Source organism: Pseudomonas sp. XS1P51, from assembly GCF_054897845.1.
On record NZ_CM142707.1, the window covers coordinates 3,766,766 to 3,783,685 of the forward strand.

Below are 16,920 nucleotides of genomic sequence, written 5' to 3' on the forward strand. Positions count from 1 at the left end.
CTTGAGCCCATTCCTGCGGGCTCCAGACCGGTTTTTCGCTCCCTAGCAGACAAGCCCTTCGCTGTCGAGATATGGCGCTCGTGGTCCTTTGCGTATACTGCGCAGATGTTTTCCCCAACGGCTTTGCGTCCGCGGTACGCCAAATGGCTGATCGCAACCGGACTCTTCCTGATGCTCAGTGGCTGTGTTGATAAACCCAACACGCTGGAGCGCGTAAAGGAGGATGGCGTGCTGCGGGTGGTTACCCGAAACAGCCCCGCCACCTACTTTCAGGATCGCAACGGTGAAACCGGCTTCGAATACGAGCTGGTGAAGCGCTTCGCCGACGATCTGGGGGTCGAACTCAAGATCGAAACCGCCGACAACCTCGACGACCTGTTCAACCAGGTGGGCAAACCCAACGGCCCGGTGCTGGCTGCTGCCGGTCTGGTCAGCAGCGAGGAACGCAAGAAGCAGGTCCGGTTTTCCCACTCCTACCTGGAAGTCACCCCGCAGATCATCTATCGCAACGGCCAGTCGCGGCCGACCGATGCGAAGGACCTGGTGGGCAAGAAGATCATGGTGCTCAAGGGCAGCACCCACGCCGAGCAACTGGCGGAGCTGAAACAGAAATATCCCGGCATTGAATACGAAGAGTCCGACGCCGTTGAAGTCGTCGACCTGCTGCGCATGGTGGATGAAGGTCAGATCGATCTGACACTGGTCGATTCCAACGAAGTCGCGATGAACCAGGTCTACTTTCCCAACGTGCGAGTGGCTTTCGACCTCGGTGACGCCAGCAACCAGAGCTGGGCCGTGGCCGCCGGCGATGACAACAGCCTGCTCAACGAGATCAACGCCTACCTCGACAAGGTGAAGAAGAACGGCACCTTGCAACGCCTGAAAGACCGCTATTACGGGCACGTCGATGTACTTGGCTACATGGGCGCCTACACCTTCGCCCAACACTTGCAGCAACGGCTACCCAAGTACGAAAAGCACTTCAAGGCTTACGCCAAGGAAGAGAAAATCGACTGGCGCCTGCTGGCTGCGGTCGGCTATCAGGAATCCCTGTGGCAAGCGGCGGTCACGTCGAAGACCGGCGTACGCGGCCTGATGATGCTGACCCAGAACACCGCGCAGGCCATGGGTGTTTCCAATCGGCTCGATCCCAAACAAAGCATCATGGGCGGCGCCAAGTACCTGGCCTACATGAAGGAACAGCTGGATGAGTCGATCCAGGAACCGGATCGCACATGGTTTGCACTGGCGGCCTACAACGTCGGCAGCGGTCACCTGGATGACGCGCGCAAACTGGCCGCCAAGGAAGGGCTGAACCCGGACAAGTGGCTGGATGTGAAGAAGATCCTGCCGCGCCTGTCGCAGAAACAGTGGTACAGCAAGACGCGCTACGGCTACGCCCGGGGCGGCGAGCCGGTGCATTTTGTGGCAAACATCCGTCGCTACTACGACATCCTGACCTGGGTCACGCAGCCGCAGCTTGAGGGCAATCAAGTGGCTGAAGGCAATTTGCATGTGCCAGGTGTCGACAAGAGCAAGCCGAATCAGGAAACCCCGCCGCTTTAACAGCCGCCACCCATCAAATGTGGGAGCGAGCCTGCTCGCGATAGCGGTCTGACAGTCACCATTTATGTTGACTGGAAGGACCTCATCGCGAGCAGGCTCGCTCCCACAGTGTTTTGTGTTGGGGTTTTAAGCTTTTGCTGCGGCCAGAATCAACGCTTTCATCTCGGACACAGCCGACTTGAACCCGACAAACAACGCATGGGCCACCAGCGCATGGCCGATGTTCAGTTCGTTGATGCCCTTGATCGCCGCCACGGCTTCAACGTTGTGATAGTGCAATCCGTGGCCGGCATTGACGATCAAGCCCTGAGCCAGGCCAAACGCCACGCCGTCGGCAACACGCTTGAGCTCTTCCGCCACTTCCGTCGGTGTCTCGGCATCGGCATAACGACCGGTGTGCAGTTCGATGGCTGGAGCACCGACACGACGGGACGCTTCGATCTGCCGCTCGTCAGCATCGATGAACAATGACACTTCAGCGCCGATTTTCGACAGGCGCTCCACAGCGGCCTTGATCCGCGCTTCCTGCCCCGCGACGTCCAGGCCACCTTCGGTGGTCAGCTCCTGACGGGTTTCCGGCACCAGGCAAATGTGCGCAGGACGGATGCGCTCGGCGAACGCCATCATTTCTTCGGTGACGCCCATTTCGAAATTCATGCGGGTTTGCAGCACATCCTTGAGCAACAGCACGTCGCGTTCCTGGATGTGCCGGCGGTCTTCACGCAGGTGCACGGTGATGCCGTCAGCACCCGCCTCTTCCGCGTCCAGTGCTGCCTTGACCGGATCTGGATAGCGAGTGCCCCGGGCCTGACGCAGGGTGGCAACGTGGTCGATGTTCACGCCAAGAAGAATGCGATTGCTGGTGGTCACGGAAGCGCTCCTGAATTTAAAGATTCGGCGCACAGCATACACGGGGAGATAGGGTCTGTTGACGCTGGGTGATGGTCATCCCGTCGTGACCATCACCCAGCGTCAACAGACCCTAGGGCTTGCGAAACAGCTCGCGACTGACCAGGGGACGACCGCCCAGGTGAACGGCCAGCGCTTGACGCATCAAACGCTTGGCGGCGGACAGCGCGCCGGGCGCGGTCCAGTCGGCGTCGGCCATGGCCAACAGTTCGGTGCCGTTGAACAGACCCGGTTGCAGCAGATAGACCCGCTCCAGTCCGGCGTCCACCTGCAAACGGTAGAGACCGTCCGGCGCGATGGGTTCGCCATGAATGTCAGTGATCAGGGCGAAGCCGTAACCCAAGTCATCCAGCAGACGCCATTCGAAGGATCGCAGCAACGGCTCAAGCGGACGCCCTTCAGCAAGGGCAAGCAGAGTCGCGGCATAGTGATCGAAGACGGCCGGATGGGGGTCTTCGGAGGGCAACAGACGGATCAACAGTTCGTTGAGGTAGAGGCCACTGAACAGCGCCTCGCCGCTGAGCCAGGTGGAAACGCCCGCACTTTCCATGCGCCCGACATTCTTCAGCTCACCCCGCCCGCGGAATTCGACTTCCAGCGGCACGAATGGCCGCGCCAGTGTCCCGGCCTTGCCCCGTGCGCTGCGCAACACCGCCCGCAGTCGACCTTGCGGCGTGAGGAAATCCACCAACGCGCTGTTTTCGCGGTAGGCGCGGGAGTGGAGCACGTAGGCGGGTTGGCCGACAGGAGGGGTTTGGGACATGGAAATCGCAGTACTCAATGAAGGAGCGCAGTTTTACAAACAACCCAAAACCAAATGTGGGAGCGAGCCTGCTCGCGAAGAGGGGCTGATATTCAACATAGTTGTTGACTGACAGACCGCTATCGCGAGCAGGCTCGCTCCCACAGTTACTCGTTGTACAAACTGAAATTACAGGTCGCCGTAACCCAGCGAACGCAAGGCGCGCTCGTCATCGGACCAGCCGCCTTTCACTTTCACCCAGAGGTTGAGCATGATCTTGGAGTCGAACAGCAGCTCCATGTCCTTGCGCGCCTCGGTGCCGATGCGTTTGATCCGCTCGCCCTTGTCACCAATGATGATTTTCTTTTGGCCGTCACGTTCGACGAGGATCAAGGCATGGATGTGCAGGGTTTTGCCCTGCTGCTTGAACTCTTCGATTTCCACGGTGATCTGGTACGGCAGCTCGGCGCCCAGCTGGCGCATGATTTTCTCGCGCACCAGTTCCGCGGCGAGGAAGCGGCTGCTGCGGTCGGTGATCTGGTCTTCCGGGAAGAAGTGATCGTTTTCCGGCAGGTGCTCGGCGATCACTCGCTCCAGCACGTCGAGGTTATGCCCGTGCTGGGCCGAGATCGGCATGATCTGCGCGTTCGGCAGCTGCTCCTGCAACCAGGTCAGGTGCGGCATCAGCTCGGCTTTGTCTTCGATGCGGTCGGTCTTGTTCAGCGCTACGATCAGCGGGCCGGTCACGTACTGGACGCGTTCGAGGACCATCTGGTCCTCGTCGGTCCACTTGGTGCGGTCGACCACGAAGATCACCACGTCGACGTCTTTCAACGCGGCCGAAGCGGTTTTGTTCATGTAGCGGTTCAGGGCTTTCTCGCCACCCTTGTGCATGCCGGGGGTGTCGACGTAGATCGCCTGGATGGCGCCTTCGGTCTTGATGCCGAGCATGTTGTGGCGAGTGGTCTGAGGCTTGCGCGAGGTGATCGCCAGCTTCTGACCCAGGATGTGGTTCAACAGCGTGGACTTGCCCACGTTGGGACGGCCGACGATGGCAACATAGCCACAGCGTGTTGCGGTTGAATCAGTCATTGCCATTCTCCACACCCAGGGCAATCAGTGCTGCGGCGGCCGCTACCTGTTCGGCAATACGACGACTCACACCCTGACCTCGGCTTTTTTCATTCAGTAAGGTGATTTCACATTCGACGAAGAACGTCCGGCAATGCGGCTCACCCTGGATATCCACCACTTCGTAACGCGGCAGTTCACAACCACGGGACTGCAGGAACTCCTGCAGGCGGGTTTTCGGATCTTTGTTGGTGTCGACCAGCGTCAGGCCTTCGAACTCCCCGGCCAGCCAGGCCAGCACGCGCTCGCGCGCCATGTCCATGCCGGCGTCCAGGTAGATCGCACCAATCAGCGCTTCCAGGGCATCGGCCAGAATCGATTCGCGACGGAACCCGCCGCTTTTCAACTCGCCGGACCCCAGGCGCAGGTATTCGCCCAGATCGAAACCGCGGGCCAGCACGGCCAGGGTCTCACCTTTCACCAGGCGTGCACGCAATCGTGACAACTGGCCTTCGCGAGCCAGCGGGAAGCGATCGAACAGCGCCTCGCCAGCAACGAAGTTAAGGATGGCATCACCGAGGAACTCCAGGCGTTCGTTGTTACGCCCGGCAAAGCTGCGGTGAGTCAGGGCCAGGACCATCAGTTCCTGATCCTTGAAGGTGTAGCCGAGCTGACGCTCTAGACGGCTTAAGGAGACGCTCACGGTTTACCCACGCTGAGTTCGTGGCTGGATTCCACCGCCATCGCCGTGATGCGGCGCAGGCTTGGGACAATTAACGCTGTGTTCAAAAATTACGTCCTGAATATCATTGTTTTCATGCGTCTGGCGCCGAATGTGCCGGCTCCAGAAATGCATTCGGCGCTGTGTTCAACAGCGCCGTGTGTGATTACTTGATCAGGCCAACCCGCGAGAAATTCGGCAGGTGACTGAGTTTGGGTTCCGGCCAGCTCATCCAGACTGCGAAGGCCTTGCCGACGATATTCTTGTCGGGAACCATGCCCAGCAGATCCTTGGGAATGCTCGGATCATCCCAGTAGCGACTGTCGTTCGAGTTGTCGCGGTTGTCGCCCATCATGAAGTAGTGCCCGGCAGGCACGGTCCACGAATGGTCCGGTGCAGCGCGGTAGCGGCTCATTTCCTTGCGGATCAGGTGCTCGGCAACGCCGAGTTTTTCCTTGTAGAGCTCGGCGCTGCCCAACGTGCCCGGCTCGGAGCCGACCAGTTGCTCGGCAATCGACTCACCGTTGACGAACAGACGCTTGTCGGCGGTGTAACGAATCTGGTCACCCGGCAGGCCCACTACACGCTTGATGTAGTTAACGTTCGGATCGCTCGGGTAGCGGAACACCATCACATCGCCGCGCTGCGGGTCACCGACTTCGATGACTTTCTTGTCGATCACCGGCAGGCGGATCCCGTAAGAAAACTTGTTCACCAGAATGAAGTCGCCAACGTCCAGGGTCGGTTTCATCGAGCCGGAAGGAATCTGGAACGGTTCCACCAGGAACGAACGCAGCACCAGCACGATGAACAACACCGGGAAGAACGACTTGCCGTATTCGACCAGCAGCGGCTCTTTGTTCAGTTTCTCGACCACGACCCCATCAGGCTGGCTGACGCTGCCCTGATAGGAAGCAATGGCGGCACGCCGACGCGGCGCCAGGAAAAGCAGATCGAGTAACGCCAACAGGCCGCAGACGAACACGGCGATGACCAGCAACAGCGGGAAATTTAGTGACATAGGACCTAACTATCCAACCTGAGCACTGCAAGGAAGGCTTCTTGTGGAATTTCCACGTTGCCGACTTGCTTCATGCGTTTTTTACCGGCCTTTTGCTTTTCCAACAGCTTGCGCTTACGGCTAACGTCACCGCCGTAGCATTTGGCCAATACGTTCTTTCTGAGAGCCTTGACGGAGGTTCGCGCAATGATCTGCCCGCCAATGGCGGCCTGGATCGCGACGTCGAACATCTGCCGTGGAATCAGTTCTTTCATCTTCTCGGTCAACTGGCGACCTTTGTAGTGCGCATTGTCACGGTGCACGATCAGCGCCAGGGCGTCGACCTTGTCACCGTTGATCAGCACATCCAGTTTCACCAGATTAGCCGATTGATAACGATCGAAATGGTAATCCAGCGAAGCATAGCCGCGGCTGGTGGATTTCAGACGGTCGAAGAAGTCCAGGACCACTTCGTTCATCGGCAAATCGTAGGTCACCTGGACCTGGGTACCGAGGAACAGCATGTCGTGCTGTACGCCACGCTTCTCGATACACAGGGTAATGACGTTGCCCAGGTGCTCTTGCGGCACAAGAATGTTCGCCCGCACGATCGGTTCACGCATGTCTTCGATCGAGGACAGGTCTGGAAGCTTCGACGGGTTATCGACGTAAATCGTTTCACCGGTTTTCAGCAGCAGCTCGAAGATTACCGTCGGCGCCGTGGTGATCAGGTCCAGGTCGTACTCGCGCTCCAGGCGCTCTTGGATGATTTCCATGTGCAGCATGCCGAGGAACCCGCAACGGAAGCCGAAGCCCAGGGCGTCGGAGCTTTCCGGCGTGTACTGCAGGGACGAATCGTTGAGCGTGAGCTTTTGCAGGGCTTCACGGAAATCTTCGAAGTCGTCGGAGCTGACCGGAAACAGGCCGGCGTAGACCTGCGGCTGGATGCGCTTGAAGCCTGGAAGCACGTCGACGTCGGGCGTGGAGCTCAAGGTCAGGGTGTCACCGACCGGCGCACCGTGAATGTCCTTGATGCCGGCGATGATGAAGCCCACTTCGCCGGCCTTCAGGTCGACGGTGGCGGTGTGTTTCGGGTTGAAGACACCGACGCTGTCCACCAGGTGGATCTTGCCGGTGGACTTGACCAGGATCTTGTCGCCCTTCCTCACACGACCATGGCGCACGCGCACCAGGGAAACAACGCCCAGGTAATTGTCGAACCAGGAGTCGATGATCAACGCTTGCAGCGGATCTTCGTAGTTACCGGTCGGCGCAGGAATGGTGTGAACCAGGCGTTCGAGCACTTCGTCGACGCCCAGGCCAGTCTTGGCGCTGCACTCGACCGCATCGGTGGCATCGATGCCGATGATTTTTTCGATTTCTTCTTTAACGCGGTCCGGATCGGCCTGTGGCAGGTCGATCTTGTTCAGGACCGGCATGACTTCCAGGCCCTGCTCGATCGCCGTGTAGCAGTTGGCAACCGATTGAGCTTCAACGCCCTGACCGGCATCGACCACCAGCAACGCACCTTCACAGGCCGCCAGCGACCGGCTGACTTCATAGGTGAAGTCAACGTGGCCCGGGGTGTCAATGAAGTTCAGCTGATACTTGATGCCGTCGCGAGCGGTGTAATACAGGGTAACGCTGTGGGCCTTGATGGTGATCCCGCGTTCACGCTCCAGGTCCATGGAGTCCAGCACCTGGGCTTCCATTTCGCGCTCGGCAAGACCGCCGCACATCTGGATGAAGCGATCTGCCAGCGTCGACTTGCCATGGTCAATGTGGGCGATGATGGAGAAATTGCGGATATGACTCAAATCACTCACGGATCAACACTCAAAAAGGCTGCAGGCATAGCCCGCCGAAAAATAGCCGGGAATTGTACCTGATCCACGGCGCAAGCGTCACGTTCGCAGGTCAGACGGCGCGTACAAAAACGCCCCGGTCTTGCGACAGGGGCGTTTTTTATCAACCACAAGGTCTGGAAATCCCGCGATCAACCGGCTCGACGCAACAACCAGACCCCGGCCAGGGCACAGATACTGGCCGGCACCAGCACCGCGAACAGCGGCGAGAAGCCGAACACCAGGCTCGAAGGCCCCAGCAGATCCTGGACGATACGGAAGGTGAAGCCCACCAGCACGCCGGTGAACACCCGCTGACCGAGGGTCACCGAGCGTAGCGGGCCGAAGATAAAGGAAATCGCCATCAGCACCAGGGCAGCGGTGACCAACGGTTGCAACACCTTGACCCAAAATGCCAGCCAGTAACGACCGTTGTTCAGCCCCTGATCAGCCAGGTAGTGGATGTAACCCCACAGACCGGTGATCGACAGCGAATCGGGGGACATCACCACGGTGCTCAGCAGTTGCGGGCTCAGTGCCACATCCCAACGCTCGATCGGCGTAGTGACCACTTCCGTACTTTTTTCGTGGAACACCGTGGTCGTGACGCCGCTCAACTGCCAGTGATCCTTGTCGAATTCCGCACGTTTGGCGAAGCTCGAGGACAGTATGTTGCGCTGATCGTCGAAACGATAACGGGTCACGCCATACAGCAGACCGTTGGGCTGCACCGAGTTGACATGGATGAACTCGTCACCCTGTCGGTGCCACAGACCGTGCTTGGCGCTTTGCGCATCTCCGCTGCCCTGAGCGAGCGAGCGGTTGGCCTGAGCCGTGCTTTCGGTCGCCGGCGCAATGTACTCGCCGATCAGAAGCCCTACCAGCATCAGGATCAGCATCGGTTTCATGACCGCCCAGACGATCCGCCCGACCGACACACCCGCCGCACGCATGATGGTCAGCTCGCTGTGGCTGGCCAGGCTGCCGAGGCCAATCAGGCAGCCGATCAGCGCAGCCATCGGCAACATGTCGTAGAGACGGCGTGGCGCCGTCAGCAGGACGTAGCTCAGCACGTCGACCAGGGTGTAGGTGTCGCTGACATCCCCCATCTCGTCGATGAAAGCAAACAGCGTTGCCAGACCGAGGATGATCCCCAGGACCGCCAGAATCGCAATGAAGACGCTGCTACCGATGTAGCGATCGAGCTTAACCACGGGCCACCTCCAGCGCGCTGCGGCGACTCGCCATCTTCAAGCGCAAGGGTTCCCAATAGAGCAAGCCCAGGCCGATGGCCAGGAAGATCGCGTGAACCCACCACAAGCCCAGCGCAGGCGGGATCTTGCCCTTTTCGAGGGCGCCGCGAGCGGCAATCAGGATGCTCAGGTAAGCCATATAAAGAAGAATCGCCGGCAACAGCTTGAGGAAACGGCCCTGGCGCGGATTGACCCGCGACAGCGGCACCGCCATCAAGGTCACGATGAAGACCAGCAACGGCAAGGACAGGCGCCATTGCAGCTCGGTACGGGAGCGGATGTCGTCACTGCCCAGCAAGGAGCTGGTCGTCATCGCGTCACGGTCGGTGACTTCGTCGCTGACGTCCGGTTTCGGCAGCAATACGCCGTACTCTTCGTACTTGATCGCGCGGTAGTCGGCCTGACCCGGATTACCGTCGTAGCGATAGCCATTGTCGAGAATCAGGTAGCGGTTACCGTCGGGGCGGATTTCCTGACGGCCCCTCTCGGCCACCAGCACGGAAATCCCGCGATCCTTCTTGTCGGACGAGACGTTCTTTTGCGAAATGAACACGCCGCCCAGGTGGATGCGGTCATCCGACAGCGTTTCGGTGTAAGTCACTCGGGTTCCGTCACGCAGGGCCTGGAAGCGGCCCGGTTCGAGGGTATCGAACTCGGTCAGGGCGTCCTGTTTGTTCAGCAGCAACTGGAACTGATTGGCACCTTGTGGCGCCAGGCTCAGGCTCAGCCACGCCACCACCAGTGCAACCAGGGTGGCCGGGAACAGGGTCATGGTAAACAGACGTTGCTGGCTCATGCCCGTGGCGGACAGCACCGTCATTTCGCTTTCAAGGTACAGGCGACCGTAGGCCAGCAGGATCCCGAGAAACAGCCCGAGGGGCAGGATCAGTTGCAGGAAACCCGGCAGACGAAAGCCCATGATCAGGAACAGCGAGCCCGGATCCAGAAGGCCCGCAGCCGCCTGGGCGAGGTATTTGATGAAGCGACCGCTCATGATGATGACCAGCAGCACGGCGCTGACGGCGCTCAAGGTCAACAGGACTTCGCGGGATAGATAACGGAAAACGATCAAACCAGACACTCCAGGGTTGTCAGGCGAAAGCGGCCAAACAAGCAAACGTATCAGACAGCCCGCAGGGCAGAGCCGCCGAAAAAGATGGCGCATTATCCTGTGATTGGGTGCGCCTGTCACTGCGCAATGCATTGGTACGGGGGTGTAGGAGCGAGCTTGCTCGCGATGGTCGTCAACGATAACGCAGGAAGCCTGACACCCCGTGGCGGGCTCAGGTTCTTCGCGAGCAAGCTCGCTCCTACAATCGTGAGAACGAGGGTTGTCAGGCGCCGGTAGCGAGGTTCAAACTGCGGCCTTTGTCGCAAGCCGTGACTTGCGTCTTTCTATCTATTAAGCAGGCTCGAACGAATGTCGTCGAGCCCTTGCGTGTTGACCCATCATTCAGGGACCCGGACATGGAACTGGTTGTAAAAAGCGTTAGCCCAGAAACGTTGAAAACCGCCACTCTGGTAGTCGCCGTCGGCGAAGGCCGCAAGCTCGGCGCTACTGCCCGCCAACTCGACGAACTGAGCGGCGGCGCGATCAGCGCTGTGCTCAAGCGCGGCGACCTGGCCGGCAAGGTCGGTCAGAGTCTGTTGCTGCACAGCCTGCCGAACCTCAAGGCCGAACGCGTGCTGCTGGTGGGCGTGGGCAAGGACGAAGAGCTGGGTGATCGCCCGTTCCGCAAAATCATCGCCGGCATCCTCAATACCCTTAAAGGCCTGGGCGGCAGCGATGCAGTGCTTGCCCTGGACGAAGTCGTGGTCAAAGGTCGCGACAGCTACGGCAAGACTCGCCTGCTGGCCGAAACCCTGGTGGACGGCGAATACACATTCGACCAGTTCAAAAGCCAGAAAGCCGAGCCTCGCACCCTGAAGAAAGTCACCCTGGTGACCATCAAGGCGGCACAGGCTGAAGTCGAGCGCGCCGTGGCCCACGCCACCGCGATCGCCAACGGCATGGCGTTTACCCGCAACCTGGGCAACCTGCCGCCGAACATTTGCCACCCGACATTCCTCGGCGAACAAGCCAAGAACCTGGGCAAAGAATTCAAAAGTCTGAAAGTCGAAGTCCTTGATGAGAAGAAAATCAAGGAACTGGGCATGGGCTCGTTCTACGCCGTTGGCCAGGGCAGCGCCCAGCCACCGCGCCTGATCGTCATGCAATACAACGGCGGCAAGAAATCCGAAAAGCCGTACGCACTGGTCGGCAAGGGCATCACCTTTGACACCGGCGGCATCAGCCTCAAGCCAGGCTTGGGCATGGATGAAATGAAGTACGACATGGGCGGCGCTGCCAGCGTGTTCGGTACCCTGCGTGCCGTGCTCGAGCTGAAACTGCCGATCAACCTGGTGTGCATCCTGGCCTGCGCCGAGAACATGCCGAGCGGCAACGCTTCGCGTCCGGGCGACATCGTCACCACCATGAGCGGCCAGACCGTGGAAATCCTCAACACCGACGCCGAAGGCCGTCTGGTGCTGTGCGACGCCCTGACCTACTCCGAGCGTTTCAAGCCACAAGCCGTGATCGACATCGCCACCCTGACCGGCGCCTGCGTGGTTGCACTGGGTGCCCACACGTCGGGCTTGCTGGGCAATAACGACGAACTGATCGGCCAACTGCTGAGCGCCGGCCAGTCCGCCGACGACCGCGCCTGGCAACTGCCGTTATTCGATGAGTATCAAGAGCAGCTCGACAGCCCGTTCGCCGACATCGCCAACATTGGCGGCCCGAAAGCCGGCACCATCACGGCGGCCTGCTTCCTGTCGCGCTTCACCAAGAACCTGAACTGGGCGCACCTGGACATCGCCGGCACGGCCTGGACCAGCGGCGGCAAGGACAAGGGCGCCACTGGCCGTCCGGTCCCCCTGCTGACCCAATACCTGCTGGACCGCGCCAAGGCCTGAAACCGATGACCTCGGGCGGCGCTGCTTTCGGGCGGTGCCGCTCAAGGCTCAGGAACCGCAATGACCAAAGTCGACTTCTATATCCTGCCCAGCGCCGATCCTTCGGCACGGCTGGATTTCGCCTGCAAGCTCACCGAAAAAGCCTGGCGCATGGGCCACCGCATCTACCTGCATTGCAGCGATGCAGTCCAGCGCGACGATCTCGATGCGCGCCTGTGGGCCTTCAAGGGCGAAAGCTTCGTGCCTCACGGCCCTGCCGAAAGCGAGCCGGACGGCTTGATTGTGCTGGGTCTGGGCGATGACTGCGGTCAGCATCAGGATCTGCTGGTCAATCTTGATCTGAAAGTCCCGGGCTTCGCTCAACGTTTCGCCCGTGTGGCGGAGGTGGTGGTGGAAGATCCGGCGATTCGCCAAGCCGCGCGGGAGAGTTTCCGCTTCTACCGCGAACAGGGCTATCCTCTGCAAGATCACCGTTTACAGCGACTCTGAGCATTCCGATGGACACTCCCAAACCGCCGCAAAAGTCCGCGCACCTGTTGGACGACCTCGAGTCGATCCGCCAACTGCTCGGCGATGACAACCTGCAACCACCGCTGCTGACCGACACGGTCGAGCAAGGTGACCAGGAACAGATTCCGATGTTGTTCGACACGGTCAGCGCTTCCCAGCCAACCGTCGAACCAACGCCACCCGCCCCCGCCCCGGACACCACCAAAGGCGCTGATGCCTTGCTGTACCTGGACCGCGAACTGCGCGCTGCCGCGCAATTGATCATGCAAGACGTGATCGACGACTTCGCCCCGCACATCGAAACCGAGATCAAACGCCGCCTCGCCGCGCGGATGGAACGGCTTCTCAGTCAGTACGAATAACCCCAATCTTCTGTGGGAGCGAGCCTGCTCGCGATAGCATCCCCTCGGTTTCCTGACAGGCTGGGGCGCCTGCATCGCGAGCAGGCTCGCTCCCACATTAGATCTGCGCCGCGATTGATGAAGCGCCCTGTCCGCACCTGCTCGCCCTCCGCCCCATGCCCCGCTATACTTGCCGGCTTTTCCTGAATAAATGCCAATAGGGTCCCGCCGCGCATGGATAAGACCTACCAGCCGCACGCCATTGAAACTTCCTGGTACAACACCTGGGAGTCAGAGAATTACTTCGCCCCGCAAGGCGCGGGCGAGTCCTACACCATCATGATCCCGCCGCCGAACGTCACTGGCAGCCTGCACATGGGTCACGGCTTCAACAACGCGATCATGGACGCCCTGATCCGTTTCCGCCGCATGCAGGGTCGCAACACCCTGTGGCAACCAGGCACCGACCACGCCGGTATCGCTACGCAAATGCTGGTGGAACGTCAACTCGAAGCACAGGGCCAGAATCGCCACGACCTGGGCCGTGAGAAATTCCTCGAGAAAGTCTGGGAATGGAAGGATCAGTCCGGCGGCAACATCAGCCGTCAGATCCGCCGCCTCGGCTCGTCCGTGGACTGGAGCCGCGAGCGCTTCACCATGGATGACGGCCTCTCGGAAGCCGTTAAAGAAGCCTTCGTGCGTCTGCACGAAGACGGCCTGATCTACCGCGGCAAGCGCCTGGTCAACTGGGACACCAAGTTGCACACAGCGATTTCCGACCTCGAAGTGGAAAACCACGACGAGAAAGGCTTCCTGTGGAACCTGAAGTACCCGCTGGCCGACGGCGCGAAGACCGCCGAAGGCAACGCTTACCTGATCGTCGCGACCACTCGCCCGGAAACCATGCTCGGCGACGCCGCCGTCGCCGTTAACCCGAACGATGAACGCTACAAAGCCCTGATCGGCAAATTTGTCGAGCTGCCGCTGGTCGGCCGCCGCATCCCGATCATCGCCGACGATTACTGCGATCCCGAATTCGGCACCGGCTGCGTGAAAATAACCCCGGCCCACGATTTCAACGACTACGAAGTCGGCAAGCGCCATAACCTGCCGCTGCTGAACATCTTCGACAAGAACGCCGCCCTGCTGCCAGCCTGCCAGGTGTTCAACCTCGATGGCACGCTGAACGAAAGCATCGACGGCAAGATCCCGGCCGAATACGCCGGTCTCGACCGCTTCGAAGCGCGCAAGCAGATCGTTGCCACGTTCGAGGCCGCAGGCCTGCTGGTCAGCGTCGACGATCACAACCTGAAAGTACCGAAAGGCGACCGTTCCGGCACCATCATCGAGCCGTGGCTGACCGACCAGTGGTACGTCTCCACCAAGCCGTTGGCCGAGCCTGCGATTGCTGCCGTTGAAGACGGCCGCATTCAGTTCGTGCCCAAGCAATACGAAAACATGTACTTCTCGTGGATGCGCGACATCCAGGATTGGTGCATCAGCCGTCAGCTGTGGTGGGGCCACCGGATTCCGGCCTGGTACGACGAGTCGGGCAAGGTCTACGTCGGTCGCGACGAAGCCGAAGTACGTGCCAAGCACAACCTCGGTCCGGACGTTGCGCTGCAGCAGGACAACGACGTTCTCGACACCTGGTTCAGTTCGGGCCTGTGGACATTCTCCACCCTCGGCTGGCCTGAACAGACCGAGTTCCTGAAGAAATTCCACTCCACCGACGTACTGGTGACCGGTTTCGACATCATTTTCTTCTGGGTTGCCCGGATGATCATGCTCACCATGCACCTGGTGAAAAACGAAGACGGCACGCCGCAGGTTCCGTTCAAGACCGTTTACGTTCACGGTCTGGTCCGCGATGGCCAGGGCCAGAAGATGTCCAAGTCCAAGGGCAACGTCCTGGACCCGCTGGACATCATCGACGGCATCGAGCTCGAAGACCTGGTGCAGAAACGCACCTCCGGCATGATGCAGCCGAAGCTGGCGAAGAAGATCGAGAAGCAGACCCGCGACGAGTTTGCCGACGGCATCGCCAGTTACGGCACCGACGCCCTGCGGTTCACCTTCTGCTCGCTGGCGTCCACCGGTCGCGACATCAAGTTCGACATGGGCCGCGTGGAAGGCTATCGCAACTTCTGCAACAAGATCTGGAACGCCGCGCGCTACGTGCTGGACAAGGGCGAAGACTGCGGCCAGAACGGCGAAGCCTACGAGCTGTCCCTGGCGGATCGCTGGATCATCTCGCAGTTGCAACGCACCGAAGCCGAAGTGACCCGCCAACTCGACCAGTTCCGCTTCGACCTGGCAGCACAAGCCTTGTACGAGTTCATCTGGAACCAGTATTGCGACTGGTACCTGGAACTCTCCAAGCCTGTGCTGTGGGACGAAAACGCGCCGGTTGAACGTCAGCGCGGCACTCGTCGCACGCTGGTTCGGGTTCTGGAAGTTGCGTTGCGCCTGGCGCATCCGTTCATGCCGTTCATCACCGAGGAAATCTGGCAGCGCGTCGCGCCGCTGGCCGGTATCGAAGGCAAGACGATCATGCTGCAACCGTGGCCAGTGGCCAATGAAGAGCGCATCGATCCGGCTGCCGAAGACGACATAGAATGGCTCAAGGGCCTGATGCTCGGCACGCGCAACATCCGTGGCGAAATGAACATCGGTCCAGGCAAACCCCTGAACCTGTTCCTGAAAAACGTCAGCGCCGAAGATCAGCGTCGTCTCACCGAGAACGAAACGCTGCTGAAGAAACTGGCGCGTCTGGAATCGATCACTGTATTGGCTGCCGGCGAAGAAGCACCGCTGTCCGCCACTGCGCTGGTGGGTGAGATGGAAGTGCTGGTGCCAATGGCCGGTCTGATCGACAAGGACGCGGAACTGGCGCGTCTGGACAAGGAAATCCTGCGCCTGCAGGGCGAAGTCCAGCGCGTGGGCGGCAAGTTGTCCAACGCCGGTTTCGTCGACAAGGCCCCGGCCGAAGTCATCGACAAGGAACGCGCCAAACTGGCTGAAGCTGAACAGGCTTTGGGCAAGTTGGCGGAGCAGCATGCGCGGATTGCCAGTTTATAACCGGCTAATAATATTGCTGTAAACGAAGCTAATAAAAACGCCCCGAAAATTCGGGGCGTTTTTATTTAAAGAATAGAAAAAATGATCTCACGAAAACCACCAACCCACACAACAACTCCCTATGCAATAACTACTAAAAACTTCACACCAGACCTCTATCATTGATCATGGTAGCCTCCGCGCTCCAATACTTAAAAGTGCATAGAGCGCATTTTATACACCACTGATAAAGGATTAATCAGATGAGTACAAATAGGCAAAAGTCATTCCTCGCAACCCTGAGTCTGCATGGAGAGCCTGTAGCGATAGTGGAGCCCTGGAATGGTTACGGTGGAATGGTATGGTGTCAAAACCGCAATGGGGCCCCAGACGTAATGTATTTCCGATGCGATGGATCTCATTACACTATTTTTATCCGAAGCGCAGGACAGCACTTTGGACAAACCATTAACTATGAACGCGGCTACTTCGTGGCAAAGCCCGCCGCAGGACGACATACCACTACGTTCAATATCGCTAAACAGAACGGGGGAATTCTTACACTCGACGATCTCAAAAGCGACCAGGAAGAAATTTATCTGCAACTCGACTCCAGGCACAGACTTGGAACGGGAGTGATATTTGTGCAGGAGGACGATAACGGTGACGAGGTCCCGCGGCCACCAGCAGTGATAGGCTTATGGAAAGACGAGTCTGTCTCGTCATTCACATTGAACATCATTGAGAGAAACGCCTCTTACCTCGCCTATCCTGAAGAAATTTAAAACACTTTTCCTCGAACTACTGTTTGATGCTTAAGAAACCTCATCAAACTTACCATCTTTAATGCCAGCTCTTTTCTGTTACAGCTGGCATTATCCGAACGATTCAAAAATATTACAAACACCACCCAAAACATCGAGCATCCACGGCTTGAACAGATTA

General features: G+C 59.2%; 13 protein-coding genes and 1 pseudogene. 6 read left to right on the plus strand and 8 right to left on the minus strand.

Annotated features, from left to right (window positions below):
* Window positions 1-105: 105 nt before the first annotated feature.
* Complete coding sequence (gene mltF / locus ACYZUD_RS17475) at window positions 106-1,566, plus strand: membrane-bound lytic murein transglycosylase MltF (RefSeq protein ID WP_462019426.1); 1,461 nt, start codon at window positions 106-108, stop codon at window positions 1,564-1,566.
* A 126-nt stretch (window positions 1,567-1,692) separates the two neighbouring features.
* Here mltF and pdxJ read toward each other — a convergent pair whose 3' ends face one another.
* The 8 genes from pdxJ to lptF form a co-directional block, all read right to left on the minus strand.
* Window positions 1,693-2,436 (minus strand): pyridoxine 5'-phosphate synthase, encoded by a 744-nt coding sequence (pdxJ, locus tag ACYZUD_RS17480; protein ID WP_462019427.1) that lies wholly within the window; start codon window positions 2,434-2,436, stop codon window positions 1,693-1,695.
* A gap of 112 nt (window positions 2,437-2,548) precedes the next feature.
* The gene (gene recO / locus ACYZUD_RS17485) at window positions 2,549-3,238 is read right to left on the minus strand and encodes a DNA repair protein RecO (protein ID WP_462019428.1); all 690 of its coding nucleotides are present in this window, start codon (window positions 3,236-3,238) and stop codon (window positions 2,549-2,551) included.
* A gap of 168 nt (window positions 3,239-3,406) precedes the next feature.
* Window positions 3,407-4,309, minus strand: a complete 903-nt coding sequence (gene era, locus ACYZUD_RS17490; protein WP_462019429.1) for a GTPase Era — start codon at window positions 4,307-4,309, stop codon at window positions 3,407-3,409.
* On the minus strand, window positions 4,302-4,991 hold the full coding sequence (gene rnc / locus ACYZUD_RS17495; protein ID WP_010463056.1) for a ribonuclease III: 690 nt from the start codon (window positions 4,989-4,991) through the stop codon (window positions 4,302-4,304). Before rnc ends, era begins: the two co-directional genes overlap by 8 nt.
* A gap of 184 nt (window positions 4,992-5,175) precedes the next feature.
* On the minus strand, window positions 5,176-6,030 hold the full coding sequence (lepB, locus tag ACYZUD_RS17500; RefSeq protein WP_462019430.1) for a signal peptidase I: 855 nt from the start codon (window positions 6,028-6,030) through the stop codon (window positions 5,176-5,178).
* 5 nt (window positions 6,031-6,035) lie between these two features.
* Window positions 6,036-7,835, minus strand: a complete 1,800-nt coding sequence (lepA, locus tag ACYZUD_RS17505; RefSeq protein ID WP_462019431.1) for a translation elongation factor 4 — start codon at window positions 7,833-7,835, stop codon at window positions 6,036-6,038.
* A 170-nt stretch (window positions 7,836-8,005) separates the two neighbouring features.
* Window positions 8,006-9,067: an LPS export ABC transporter permease LptG gene (gene lptG / locus ACYZUD_RS17510; protein ID WP_462019432.1), complete on the minus strand. Its 1,062-nt coding sequence runs from the start codon at window positions 9,065-9,067 to the stop codon at window positions 8,006-8,008.
* Window positions 9,060-10,178 carry an LPS export ABC transporter permease LptF gene (gene lptF / locus ACYZUD_RS17515; RefSeq protein WP_462019433.1) on the minus strand — a complete coding sequence of 373 codons (1,119 nt, stop codon included), beginning with the start codon at window positions 10,176-10,178 and terminating at the stop codon, window positions 9,060-9,062. Before lptF ends, lptG begins: the two co-directional genes overlap by 8 nt.
* A 126-nt stretch (window positions 10,179-10,304) precedes the next feature.
* Here lptF and ACYZUD_RS17520 point away from each other — a divergent pair.
* The 5 genes and pseudogenes from ACYZUD_RS17520 to ACYZUD_RS17540 form a co-directional block, all read left to right on the plus strand.
* Window positions 10,305-10,424: pseudogene (locus ACYZUD_RS17520) on the plus strand (outer membrane lipoprotein carrier protein LolA); the annotation flags it as partial.
* A gap of 149 nt (window positions 10,425-10,573) precedes the next feature.
* Window positions 10,574-12,064: a leucyl aminopeptidase gene (locus tag ACYZUD_RS17525; RefSeq protein WP_462019434.1), complete on the plus strand. Its 1,491-nt coding sequence runs from the start codon at window positions 10,574-10,576 to the stop codon at window positions 12,062-12,064.
* A 60-nt stretch (window positions 12,065-12,124) separates the two neighbouring features.
* Entirely contained in the window at window positions 12,125-12,553 is a 429-nt protein-coding gene (locus tag ACYZUD_RS17530) for a DNA polymerase III subunit chi (protein WP_462019435.1), read from the plus strand.
* 8 nt (window positions 12,554-12,561) lie between these two features.
* Complete coding sequence (locus ACYZUD_RS17535; RefSeq protein WP_462019436.1) at window positions 12,562-12,936, plus strand: DNA polymerase III subunit chi; 375 nt, start codon at window positions 12,562-12,564, stop codon at window positions 12,934-12,936.
* A gap of 213 nt (window positions 12,937-13,149) precedes the next feature.
* The gene (locus ACYZUD_RS17540) at window positions 13,150-15,996 is read left to right on the plus strand and encodes a valine--tRNA ligase (protein ID WP_462019437.1); all 2,847 of its coding nucleotides are present in this window, start codon (window positions 13,150-13,152) and stop codon (window positions 15,994-15,996) included.
* Window positions 15,997-16,920 lie beyond the last annotated feature (924 nt).

What these genes read in the sequence shown, in the direction of transcription:
- ACYZUD_RS17525 (WP_462019434.1), top strand. Translation starts at nt 10,574, where the DNA reads ATGGAACTGGTTGTAAAAAGCGTTAGCCCAGAAACGTTGAAAACCGCC.
- lepB (WP_462019430.1), bottom strand. Translation starts at nt 6,030, where the DNA reads ATGTCACTAAATTTCCCGCTGTTGCTGGTCATCGCCGTGTTCGTCTGC.
- ACYZUD_RS17530 (WP_462019435.1), top strand. Translation starts at nt 12,125, where the DNA reads ATGACCAAAGTCGACTTCTATATCCTGCCCAGCGCCGATCCTTCGGCA.
- era (WP_462019429.1), bottom strand. Translation starts at nt 4,309, where the DNA reads ATGACTGATTCAACCGCAACACGCTGTGGCTATGTTGCCATCGTCGGC.
- ACYZUD_RS17535 (WP_462019436.1), top strand. Translation starts at nt 12,562, where the DNA reads ATGGACACTCCCAAACCGCCGCAAAAGTCCGCGCACCTGTTGGACGAC.
- mltF (WP_462019426.1), top strand. Translation starts at nt 106, where the DNA reads ATGTTTTCCCCAACGGCTTTGCGTCCGCGGTACGCCAAATGGCTGATC.
- recO (WP_462019428.1), bottom strand. Translation starts at nt 3,238, where the DNA reads ATGTCCCAAACCCCTCCTGTCGGCCAACCCGCCTACGTGCTCCACTCC.
- ACYZUD_RS17540 (WP_462019437.1), top strand. Translation starts at nt 13,150, where the DNA reads ATGGATAAGACCTACCAGCCGCACGCCATTGAAACTTCCTGGTACAAC.